8 protein-coding genes are annotated in these 11224 nt (G+C 68.3%); 3 read left to right on the top strand and 5 right to left on the bottom strand.

Annotated features, from left to right (window positions below; translation table 11 throughout):
* The 3 genes from FV228_RS10105 to FV228_RS10115 all read left to right on the top strand — a co-directional run.
* Positions 1-487, top strand: a 487-nt coding sequence (locus tag FV228_RS10105) for a heparinase II/III family protein (RefSeq protein WP_187277692.1), incomplete at its 5' end; no start/stop codon positions are given.
* Between the two features lie 416 nt (positions 488-903).
* On the top strand, positions 904-2502 hold the full coding sequence (purH, locus tag FV228_RS10110) for a bifunctional phosphoribosylaminoimidazolecarboxamide formyltransferase/IMP cyclohydrolase (RefSeq protein WP_147854505.1): 1599 nt from the start codon (positions 904-906) through the stop codon (positions 2500-2502).
* Positions 2503-2966: 464 nt separating this feature from the next.
* On the top strand, positions 2967-3221 hold the full coding sequence (locus FV228_RS10115; protein WP_147854506.1) for a hypothetical protein: 255 nt from the start codon (positions 2967-2969) through the stop codon (positions 3219-3221).
* 630 nt (positions 3222-3851) lie between these two features.
* On the opposite strand, the gene FV228_RS10120 is transcribed toward FV228_RS10115, so the two are convergent.
* The 5 genes from FV228_RS10120 to FV228_RS10140 all read right to left on the bottom strand — a co-directional run.
* Positions 3852-5486 carry an MFS transporter gene (locus FV228_RS10120; protein ID WP_147854507.1) on the bottom strand — a complete coding sequence of 545 codons (1635 nt, stop codon included), beginning with the start codon at positions 5484-5486 and terminating at the stop codon, positions 3852-3854.
* Positions 5487-6156: 670 nt separating this feature from the next.
* Positions 6157-7839: a cation acetate symporter gene (locus FV228_RS10125; protein ID WP_147854508.1), complete on the bottom strand. Its 1683-nt coding sequence runs from the start codon at positions 7837-7839 to the stop codon at positions 6157-6159.
* Entirely contained in the window at positions 7836-8210 is a 375-nt protein-coding gene (locus FV228_RS10130; RefSeq protein ID WP_147854509.1) for a DUF485 domain-containing protein, read from the bottom strand. The genes FV228_RS10125 and FV228_RS10130 overlap by 4 nt, the downstream gene beginning before the upstream one ends.
* Before the next feature lie 124 nt (positions 8211-8334).
* Positions 8335-10281: an acetate--CoA ligase gene (gene acs, locus FV228_RS10135; RefSeq protein ID WP_147854510.1), complete on the bottom strand. Its 1947-nt coding sequence runs from the start codon at positions 10279-10281 to the stop codon at positions 8335-8337.
* A 278-nt stretch (positions 10282-10559) separates the two neighbouring features.
* The coding region (locus FV228_RS10140) for a HAMP domain-containing sensor histidine kinase (RefSeq protein ID WP_147854511.1) at positions 10560-11224 on the bottom strand (665 nt) is incomplete at its 5' end.

Consider the following 11224-nt stretch of genomic DNA (forward strand, 5'->3'; position numbering starts at 1 on the left):
ACGCGGCGGCGCCGTGGTCCTGCGCGGCCCCGCCGCCGTCGCGTCCGAACGGGTCGAGGAGCCCGACAGCGTGATGCTCGCCGCCCGGCACGACGGCTACGCCCCGGATTTCGGCATCGTGCACGAGCGGCGCTGGCAGCTGTTCCCCACGAATACCCGGCTCGAAGGCCGGGACGCGTTCCTGCGCCAGGGCAAGGCCCGGGTGCGCGGCCACGACGTGGCGATCCGCTTCCACCTGCATCCCGGCATCGCCGTGCGCGGGGTGCCGGACGGGCTCGAACTGGCCTCCGCGCTGGGCGAGGTCTGGGTGTTCCGGGCGTCGGGGGCGGAGATCGCCATCGAGGAGAGCGTGTATTTCTCCGGCCTCACCGGGCCGCGCCGCACCGACCAGATCGTGCTGTACCTGCGCGTCTCCGACGACGTCGAGGTGCGCTGGAGCTTCGAGCGCCTGGCCTCGGCGCCGATGCGGGGGGCGACCGCCCCGTGAGCGCGGCAGATACGGGCATCGCGTTCTAAAATAAGAGATTGAGGCCCTACGCTTTTCCTCACCCTGCAAGGGCTACGGGCTACGCAGGTTTCGACCGTAGCCGTGATCATGCCGTGGGCGCAGAAGGCGCGGGTCCCCTCTCCCGTGCGGGAGAGGGACAGGGTGAGGGATGCGACCTCTCCGGAAAGCGCGCACCCCTCACCCCAACCCTCTCCCGCACGGGAGAGGGGGCGCGGCGCGGTCTGCAATACCGCCTGCGCCTCAAACCTGTGTAGCCCGTAGCCACAAGGAGGGGGGGAGAGCGTTGCGTTCGGCACGAGCCGACTTGTGAACATCCTGCCCGTGAGCGGCCTGCTGGCCCCCCGCACCGGATCCATGCTACCGCGCGCCGAAATCACAAGGTTCGGCAAGCAGCTATGGCGCACGATCAGGTGCGGGTCTCCCGCGCGCTCCTCTCGGTCTCGGACAAGGCCGGCCTCGTCGCGTTCGCCCGGGCGCTGCATGCCCGCGGCATCGCCCTGGTCTCCACCGGCGGCACCCATCGCGCCCTCCAGGAGGCCGGCCTGCCGGTCACCGAGGTCGCCGACCTGACCGGCTTCCCCGAGATGATGGACGGGCGGGTGAAGACCTTGCACCCGGCGGTGCATGGCGGCCTGCTCGCGATCCGCGACAACCCCGAGCACCAGGCCGCGCTCGCCGCCCACGGCATCGGCGCGATCGACCTGCTGGTGGTGAACCTCTACCCGTTCGAGGCGACCATCGCGGCCGACAAGCCGGAGGCCGACTGCATCGAGAACATCGACGTCGGCGGCCCGGCGATGATTCGCGCGGCCGCCAAGAACCACGCCGACGTCGCGGTCGTCACCGACGTGTCGGATTACCCCGCGGTGCTGGCGGCGCTGGAGCAGACCGGCGGCGCCATCGGGTCCGAGTTGCGCCGGCATTTGGCCCAGAAGGCCTTCGCCCGCACCGCCGCCTACGACGCCGCCATCGCCAACTGGATGGCGGTCCGGTTCGGCACCGAGACGCCCGGCCAGTTCCGGGCCTTCGGGGGCGCGCTGGCGCAGGGCCTGCGCTACGGCGAGAACCCGCACCAGTCGGCCGCCTTCTACCGGGCGCCCGGGAAGGTCCGGGCCGGCGTCGCGACCGCGCGCCAGCTTCAGGGCAAGGAGCTGTCCTACAACAACTTCAACGACACCGATGCCGCCTACGAGTGCGTCGCCGAGTTCGATCCAGCCCGTGTCGCCGCGGTGGCGATCATCAAGCACGCCAATCCCTGCGGCGTCTCCGAGGGGGCGAGCCTGCTCGAAGCCTACGAGCGGGCGCTGAGTTGCGACCCGACCTCGGCCTTCGGCGGCATCGTCGCGCTGAACCGGACGCTCGACGCGGAGGCCGCCCGCCGGATCGTCGAGATCTTCACCGAGGTGATCATCGCCCCGGACGCGACCCCGGAGGCCGCCGCGATCGTGGCCGCCAAGAAGAACCTGCGCCTCCTGCTGGCCGGCAGCCTGCCCGACCCGCGGGCGCCGGGCGAGACCGTGCGCACCCTCTCCGGCGGGCTGCTGGTCCAGGGCCGCGACGCGGTCGTGGTCGACGACATGCCGCTCACGGTCGTGACCAAGCGCGCGCCGAGCGAGGCCGAATTGGCCGACCTCCGCTTCGCCTACCGGGTCGCCAAGCACGTGAAGTCGAACGCCATCGTGTACGCCAAGGGCGGCGCCACGGTGGGGATCGGGGCGGGCCAGATGTCCCGGGTCGATTCCTCGCGCATCGCCGCCTGGAAGGCCGCCGAGGGCGCCAGGCGTCTCGGGCTCGCCGAGAGTCTGGCGGTGGGATCCGTGGTGGCCTCTGACGCCTTCTTCCCGTTCGCCGACGGCCTGCTGGCCGCGGCCGAGGCCGGGGCGAGAGCGGTGATCCAGCCGGGCGGCTCCATGCGCGACGCCGAGGTGATCGCGGCCGCCGACGAGGCGGGCCTGGCCATGGTGTTCACCGGCCACCGCCACTTCCGCCACTGACGGCGCCGATCCGGCAGAGATCGCGGCTTTCGCGCAGGCGACGGAGCGGTCGTTCGGTGCCGCCCCCGGGGATTCCGGTCCGGCGTTAACGCTTTGCGGAGAAACGTGCGCCGCCGCGAAGGCTCGAGACGCGGCGGACGCGCCCTCGGTAGCTTGCGAAACGATCTATTGGCGCCGCCTCGACCGGCGACACGGCGGTCTTGCAGCATCGATTTTACGGAACAGAATAATACATAGCCAAATACGCGGCATTTGACGCGATTTGCATCGGATCCGTCCGGGGCTTGATATTTCAGCGCCCGGGCCTCATGAAAAATCTGCGGTTCGACGGAACTTTGTCGTCGGACCGCGCGATCTGTTCATGGATCGCGTGTGCGGTGCCCGTGGCATTGGGCTTCGGAGCCCCCTTTTCGGGGACGTTGTTTCAGTGCCGTGCGCTGAACAACCTTGAGCCAGGTGACGCGATGTTACTCGCTGCAGTTCTGTTCGTGATCGGATTGCTGCTCGGCTGGTCCTATACCATGCTGGTCATGATCGCGACCTCGTTCCTGATCCTGGTCGGCGCCGTTCTGCTGTTCGCGTTCGGCCCCGGGCTCGACCTGCTCCACGTGCTGATCGTGCTCGGCTATCTCACCGCGCACCAATCCGGATACCTGCTCGGGGCCTATTGCAGCGGGTATTACGACGACAAACGCAACCGCCAGTCGCCTCTACCATAGCCAGACCGGGCCGCCGGCGTAGTTGTAGATGAGCGCCCAGACGGCAACCATCGTTACGTTGACTCCGAGGACTGCGACGAGAGGCGGCCTGAATCCGGCCTTGCGATGAACTTGCGTCACAGTCTCGTCCACGTTCGCTTTCCTTATCTCGCCGCAAATCGCATCCAAAGACGGGATCGGGCCGACTTTTGTTCCGCCAAGATTGATTTTTGATCGGCAACAAGTGGTTGTCTGCATACAACTTATATGATTGCATCGACTGACTTCGGCGCCGCCCGTACCATTGCACGCACAATAATCATAGCCTTGGCCGGTCCGAATTCGCGGCAATGTCAATCTTTGGCCGGCCGTCGCTTCACACTGACGCAGGATCCCCAATAGGCTGGCAACCCAGCCATTACCGCCGTGGCCCGAGCGGATGCGTGATGGAGCGCACCTGGATCATTCCTCGGGGCCGCGCGCCCGGGCTGCGGCATGCCGATTCGCGTCCGTCGCGGGTCCTGCGCGGCTCGGGCGGCTCCGGCAGGTCCGAGGAGGGGCGCATCGTTCGCCGCGCGCGCCTCGAAACGGAAACACCCGGACCGCGTGGGCGGCCCGGGTGTCGTCACCTGAGAATGGGCGTGGGTCGGATCAGGTATCGGCGAAGATGTCCCGATCCTTGGTCTCGGGCACGAAGATCACCCCGATGACCACCGTCGCGACCGCGATGACGATCGGGTACCAGAGGCCGTAATAGATGTCCCCGGTCTGGGCCACCATGGCGAAGGCGGTGGCCGGCAGCAGGCCGCCGAACCAGCCGTTGCCGATGTGGTAGGGCAGGGACATCGAGGTGTAGCGGATCCGGGTCGGGAACAGCTCCACCAGCATGGCGGCGATCGGGCCGTAGACCATCGTGACGAACACGACGAGGATGAACAGCAGGCCGATCACCTGGGCGACCTGCGGCCGGAAGATGTCGAATGGGTTCGCCATCTTGACGATGTCGGCATCGCCCGCCTTCGGGTAGCCGGCGGCCTGGAGCGCCGCGGTCACGGCCTTGTTGGCCTCCGGCGCGCCGCCCTGCGGATAGGCGATCTCGGTGTCGTTCACCCGGATCGTCGCGGGTTGGCCGGGGGCGCCGGGCGCGGTGGCGTATTTCACCGAGGCCTTCGACAGGAAGTCCCGGGCGAGGTCGCAGGGCGCCGTGAACACCCGTGTTCCGACCGGGTTGAACAAGGTCCCGCAGGCGGCCGGGTCGGCCGTGACGGTGACCTTCACGTTCTCGATCGCGGCTTCGAGCTTCGGGTTGGCCGTGGCGGTGATGCCCTTGAAGATCGGGAAGAACGTCGCCGCCGCGATGGCGCAGCCCGCCAGGATGATGACCTTGCGGCCGATCTTGTCCGACAGCCAGCCGAACACCACGAAGAAGCCGGTGCCGAGCAGCAGCGACCACGCGATCAGCAGGTTCGCGGTGTAGCCGTCGACCTTCAGGATCGATTGCAGGAAGAACAGCGCGTAGAACTGGCCCGTGTACCAGACCACCCCCTGGCCGGCGACGAGGCCGAACAGGGCGATGATCGCGAACTTCGCGTTCTTCCACTGGCCGAACGCTTCGGTGAGCGGCGCCTTCGAGGTCTTCCCATCGTCCTTCATCTTCTGGAAGGCCGGCGATTCGGACAGTTGCAGCCGGATCCAGACCGAGATGCCGAGCAGCAGGACCGAGACCAGGAACGGGATGCGCCAGCCCCACTCGGCGAAGGCCGCCTCGCCGGTGAGGCTCCGGGTCGCCAGGATCACCAGCAGCGACAGGAACAGGCCCAGCGTCGCCGTGGTCTGGATCCAACTCGTGTAGAAGCCGCGCCGGCCGTTGGGGGCGTGCTCGGCCACGTAGGTCGCCGCGCCGCCATACTCGCCGCCGAGCGCGAGGCCCTGGGCCAGGCGCAGGACGATCAGGATGATCGGCGCCGCGATCCCGATCGTGGCGGCGTTGGGCAGGATGCCGACGATGAAGGTCGACAGGCCCATGATCAGGATCGTGACCAGGAAGGTGTATTTGCGCCCGACGAGATCGCCGATGCGGCCGAACACCAGGGCGCCGAACGGCCGGACGATGAAGCCTGCCGCGAAGGCCAGCAACGCGAAGATGTCCCGGGTCGCCGGCGGGTAGGCCGAGAAGAACTGGGCGCCGATGATCGCGGCGAGCGACCCGTACAGGTAGAAATCGTACCACTCGAACACGGTGCCGAGCGAAGACGCGAAGATCACCCGCTTCTCGGCCGAACTCATCGGCCTCGCGGCGTCCCCCGCCCGTGGGATCGCAGTTGCCCCAGCCATGACCCGATTCCTCCCAGACGACGCGTGCGGCCGATGGCGTCGGCCGCGAATCCACGGACTGCGCGCCCTGCACGGGGCGCAGATCACGTATGCGTGACCGTAAGGAACCTCTGGGTCAATCCGCAATCCGGTGGTGGCGCGGGTCATCAACATGGTGGCGCGTCGAGGATGTCAGGTGCCTCAAAGAACGCGGCTCTCCCTCTCACTCGGCGGGCTACGGTGTTCACGCAACGCTGCTGAATGAGGCTGACGGCCAGACGCACGCGCGTCTCCCTCCCCCGCAGAGGCTACGATCTTCACGCATCTGCATCGGACACCGCCGCTCGCGACGGAGCGCGCCAGGCTCCCTCTCCCGTGCGGGAGAGGGTCGGAGTGAGGGACCAGGACTTTCCGGAAAGCGCGCCTCCCTCACCCTGTCCCTCTCCCGCACGGGAGAGGGGACCCGTGGTTTTTCCTGTGCCCGCGCTGCCGACACCGATGCGTGGATCCGCTAGCCCGCAGAGAGGGGAGGGAGAGCCGCGGTGTCTCCAGCGTATCGTGCCGACCCGCTGCGGCCGCGTCCTTGAAACGACGAAGGGCGCGGCTCGCGCCGCGCCCCCCGTCCTGGCTATGCGTCTCGGGCTCAGTGGGCGTGGGCGCCCACCGCGCCGATGCCGGTCTCGGAGCGCACGAACTGCGCCTCGAAGGCGGCGCGCTCGCGCTGGCCCTTGCGGGACCGGTCGAGGCTCGACACGGCCCAGATCGTGAAGAAGGCCAGCGGCATCGAGAACAAGGCCGGGTTGTCGTAGGGGAAGATCGGCGCGGCGTTGCCGAACGTCACCACCCAGACCGCCTTGGACAGCACCACCATCCCGACCGCCGAGATCAGCCCGACCAGGCCGCCCGCGAGCGCGCCCCAGGTGGTCGTGCCGCGCCACAGGATCGACATGGCCAGCACCGGGAAGTTGCAGCTCGCCGCCACCGCGAAGGCCAGCCCGACCATGAAGGCGACGTTCTGGTTCTCGAACACGTAGCCGAGATAGATCGCCACGATCCCGATCACCACGGCCGAGAGCTTCGACAGGTTGACCTCGTGCTTCTCGGTGGTGCGCCCGCGGGCGATCACCTGGGCGTAGAGGTCGTGGCTGACCGCGGAGGCGCCGGCGAGCGTCAGGCCCGCCACCACCGCCAGGATGGTCGCGAAGGCCACCGCCGAGATGAAGCCCAGGAAGTACGGGCCGCCGACCGCGTTGGCGAGGTTGACGGCGACCATGTTGGTGCCGCCGATCATGTCCTTCAGCTTGTCGAAGGTGCCGGCCGCGCCGAGCTTGAAGTAGCTCGGATCCGACATCAGCAGGGCGATGCCGCCGAAGCCGATGATGAACGTCAGGATGTAGAAGTAGCCGATCAGGCCGGTGGCGTAGAACACCGACTTGCGCGCGGCCTGGGCGTCCGCGACCGTGAAGAACCGCATCAGGATGTGCGGCAGGCCGGCGGTGCCGAACATCAGGCCCACGCCGAGCGAGATCGCCTCGATCGGGTTCGAGACCAGGCCGCCGGGCGCCATGATGGCGTCGCCCTTCGGGTGGACCTGAACCGAGCTGGCGAACAGCGCCTCCGGGTTGAAGCCGTATTTCAGCAGTACCGCGCCGGCCATGAAGGTCGCGCCGCCCAGCAGCAGGCAGGCCTTGATCACCTGGACCCAGGTGGTGGCCTTCATGCCGCCGAAGGCGACGTAGACGATCATCAGCACGCCGACGATGATCACCGCGTAGAGGTAGGGCAGGCCGAACAGCAGCTGGATCAGCTTCCCGGCGCCGACCATCTGGGCGATCAGGTAGAACGCCACCACCACCAGGGTGCCCACCGCCGAGATGATGCGGATCGCGGTCTGGTCCAGGCGGAAGCTCGCCACGTCGGCGAAGGTGAACTTGCCGAGGTTGCGCAGGCGCTCGGCGATCAGGAACAGCACGATCGGCCAGCCGACCAGGAAGCCGGTGGAGTAGATCAGCCCGTCGAAGCCCGAGGTGTAGACCAGGCCCGAGATGCCCAGGAACGAGGCGGCCGACATGTAGTCGCCCGCGATGGCCAGGGCGTTGGTGCCGGCCGAGATGCCGCCGCCCGCGGCGTAGAAGTCGGCGGCCGACTTGGTGCCCTTGGCGGCCTTGTAGGTGATGCCCAGCGTCAGCACGACGAAGAACAGGAACATGCCGATGGCCGGCCAGTTCGTGGCCGACTGCGTGACGGCGCCGAGGTCGGGCCCGGCCGCGTAGGCCGCGCAGGCCGTGATCGTGGCCAGCGTCAGGCCGAGGAGGATGCGGTTCATCGGCCGACTTTCCGCTTCAGGGCGTCGCTCAGCGCGTCGAAGCGCGTGTTGGCCCGGGCCACGTAGATGCCGGTGAGCGCGAAGGCGAACAGGATCACGAACACGCCCATGAACAGCCCGAGCGAGGCGGTGCCGCCGCCGACCTTCACGGCGAGCAGCGACTTGTCGAAGGCGATCAGGCCGATGAAGCCGAAATAGACCACCAGCATCAGGATCGTCAGGATCCAGCCGAACCGGGTGCGCTCCGCGACGAGCTGCTGGAATTCCGGGGTCCGGACGATCCGGTCGATCTGCGGATCGACCGCCGCGGCGGCGTTGCGGGATGGTGGGGGCGCCGTGCCCCCGCGTAGGCCGAGTGTCGAGCCGCTCATGGCGTATTCCTCCCGCGAGGGCGCTTCGGCCCTCCGGTTCCTCTTGAGACCAAGGTTCGTGATTCTTGTTGGGGGCGGGCGCCGGACCGGCACCCGCCTCGTCGGTTTCGCGCGGTCCGGCCGATCAGGGCCGGTTCTGCCGGTTCTCGATCAGGTCCTCGACGACGGCGGGTTCGGCCAGCGTCGAGGTGTCGCCCAGCGAGCCGAAATCGTCCTCGGCGATCTTGCGCAGGATCCGGCGCATGATCTTGCCGGAGCGCGTCTTGGGCAGGCCGGGGGCGAACTGGATCAGGTCCGGCGAGGCGATCGGCCCGATATCCTTGCGGACCCAGGTCACCAGCTCCTTGCGCAGGGCGTCGTCGCCTTCCTCGCCGTCGTTGAGGGTGACGTAGGCGTAGATGCCCTGGCCCTTGACGTTGTGCGGGTAGCCGACAACCGCGGCCTCGGCGACCTTCGGGTGGGCGACCAGCGAGGATTCGACCTCCGCGGTGCCCATCCGGTGGCCGGAGACGTTGATCACGTCGTCGACCCGGCCGGTGATCCAGTAATAGCCGTCCGCGTCCCGGCGGGCGCCGTCGCCGGTGAAGTACTTGCCCGGATAGGTCGAGAAGTAGGTCTGCTCGAACCGCTCATGGTCGCCGTAGACCGTGCGCATCTGGCCGGGCCAGGAATCCGCGATGCAGAGGTTGCCCTCGCAGGGACCCTGCAGGACCTTGCCCTCGGCATCGACCATCTCGGGCTTCACGCCGAAGAACGGCCGGGTCGCCGAGCCCGGCTTCAGGGCCGTGGCGCCCGGAAGCGGGGTGATCAGGATGCCCCCGGTCTCGGTCTGCCACCACGTGTCGACGATGGAGCAGCGCCGATCGCCGACGACAGTGTAGTACCACTCCCAGGCTTCCGGGTTGATCGGCTCGCCGACCGAGCCGAGTACCCGCAGCGAGGCCCGCGAGGTCTTCCTCACCGGACCTTCGCCGCCGCCCATCAGCGAGCGGATCGCGGTCGGCGCGGTGTAGAAGATGTTGACCTTGTGCTTGTCGACCACCTCCCAGAACCGGGAAGTCGACGGGTAGGTCGGGATGCCCTCGAACATCAGCGTGGTCGCGCCGTTGGCCAGCGGCCCGTACACGATGTAGCTGTGGCCGGTGACCCAGCCGACATCGGCGGTGCACCAGTACACGTCGCCCTCGCGGTAATCGAAGACGTATTGGTGGGTCATCGAGGCGTAGACCAGGTAGCCGCCGGTGGTGTGCACCACGCCCTTCGGCTGGCCGGTCGAGCCCGACGTGTAGAGGATGAACAGCGGGTGCTCGGCCTCCACAGGCTCGGCCGGGCAATGGTCGGTCACCTGCTCGGCGGCCTCGTCGTAGTAGACGTCGCGGCCCGCTTCCATGGCGACGTCGCCGCCGGTGCGGCGCACGACGATTACGTGCTCGACCAGATCGGTGCCGATCCGCTTGATCGCCTCGTCGACATTGGCCTTCAGCGGCACCTTGCGGCCGCCGCGCAGGCCCTCGTCGGCGGTGATCACCACCTTGGAGGTGCAGCCCTGGATGCGCGAGGCGAGCGAATCCGGCGAGAATCCGCCGAACACGATGGCGTGGATCGCGCCGAGCCGCGCGCAGGCCAGCATCGCGTAGGCGGCCTCGGGGATCATCGGCATGTAGAGGGTGACGCGGTCGCCCTTGCCGACGCCGCGGTTGCGCAGGACGTTGGCCATCCGGCAGACCTGCGCGTGCAGCTCCCGGTAGGTGATGTGCTTGGACTCGTCCGGGTTGTCGCCTTCCCAGATGATCGCGGTCTGGTCGCCGCGGGTCTCCAGGTGCCGGTCGATGCAATTGTAGGCGACGTTGGTCTTGCCGTCCTCGAACCACTTGATCGAGATCTTGCCGGGCTCGAAGCTCGTGTCCTTCACCTTGGTGAAGGGCGTCATCCAATCGATGCGCTTGCCGTGCTCGCCCCAGAAGGCGTCCGGATCGGCGACCGACGCCTCGTACAGCGCGCGATATCGGGCGTCGTCGACGTGAGCACCCTCACGCCACGCAGCCTGCACCTCGACGACCTTGCCTTCCATGGCGTTCCATCCCTGTTTGGTGCCCGATCGTATCGCGGCGTCGGCCGCGCAGCCAGGACTTCCAAAGTAACGTAGCCTACATCGTGCGATGTCGGTATCGTCGCCAACCCGCTTTCCCCGCCACCGAGACGCGGAAATAAGTTGGGCGCAATGTAAGGCTTGAGTGAAGGCCGGCCGATGCGCTGTCAAGCGGAGCTTGGCGGCATGCACGTCAGCCGCGGCCGGGTGTTTCCGAATACTTCGCGGAATCGGTCAGGTGCGTGCGCCGGGGGGCGATCTCAGCCGTTCGCCGCCCGCCGCGTCGGCATGATGATCTCCACCAGCGTGCCGTCCTCCGGACGCGCCGAGAGCTTGAGACGGCCGCCATTGGCCTCGACCAGGGCGCGAGGCAGGGCGAGGCCGTCCTCGACATCGCCCACAGATCCGGCGGCGGGCACCGTCGCCCCGGCGCCGGTATCCCGCACCCGCAGGGCGATCGCCGCGCTCTCGGTCGAGCCGGTGGAGACGATGACCTGTCCGCCCGCGACCGAACGCCGGATCGCGTGCTCGATCACGAGGCAGGCCGCCCGGCTGACCGAGTGCTCGTCGGCCTCCAGGTCGTCGAGGTCGGTGGAGAAGCTGGTGCGCACCACGATCCGGCCGCGGGCCGCCTCGCTCTGGAGCCGCGCGACGCAGCCGGCCACCACGTCGTTCAGCGCGATGCGGCGCGGATCGAGCCGCAGGGCGCCGGCCTCGACGGTGGCGAGGTCCAAAAGTTCGCCGACGCGCTCCAGCATCAGCTCGCCCGATGTCCTGATCTGGCCGAGGCAGCCGCGATAGCGCACGTCCCCGAGGGGGCCGAACGGCTCTTTCAGCATCGCGTCGGCCAGCTCGATCATGCCGGTCAACGGGCCCCGGAAGGCCCGGTCCAGGCGCGCCAGCGCCGAGTCGAGGCCGCCGCCGG

It is taken from the genome of Methylobacterium sp. WL18 (assembly GCF_008040015.1).
Lineage (GTDB): Bacteria > Pseudomonadota > Alphaproteobacteria > Rhizobiales > Beijerinckiaceae > Methylobacterium > Methylobacterium mesophilicum.

Bases quoted from the DNA above. Each gene is read 5' to 3' on its own strand.
- FV228_RS10115 (WP_147854506.1), top strand. From the start codon at position 2,967: ATGTTACTCGCTGCAGTTCTGTTCGTGATCGGATTGCTGCTCGGCTGG.
- FV228_RS10125 (WP_147854508.1), bottom strand. From the start codon at position 7,839: ATGAACCGCATCCTCCTCGGCCTGACGCTGGCCACGATCACGGCCTGC.
- purH (WP_147854505.1), top strand. From the start codon at position 904: ATGGCGCACGATCAGGTGCGGGTCTCCCGCGCGCTCCTCTCGGTCTCG.
- FV228_RS10130 (WP_147854509.1), bottom strand. From the start codon at position 8,210: ATGAGCGGCTCGACACTCGGCCTACGCGGGGGCACGGCGCCCCCACCA.
- acs (WP_147854510.1), bottom strand. From the start codon at position 10,281: ATGGAAGGCAAGGTCGTCGAGGTGCAGGCTGCGTGGCGTGAGGGTGCT.
- FV228_RS10120 (WP_147854507.1), bottom strand. From the start codon at position 5,486: ATGAGTTCGGCCGAGAAGCGGGTGATCTTCGCGTCTTCGCTCGGCACC.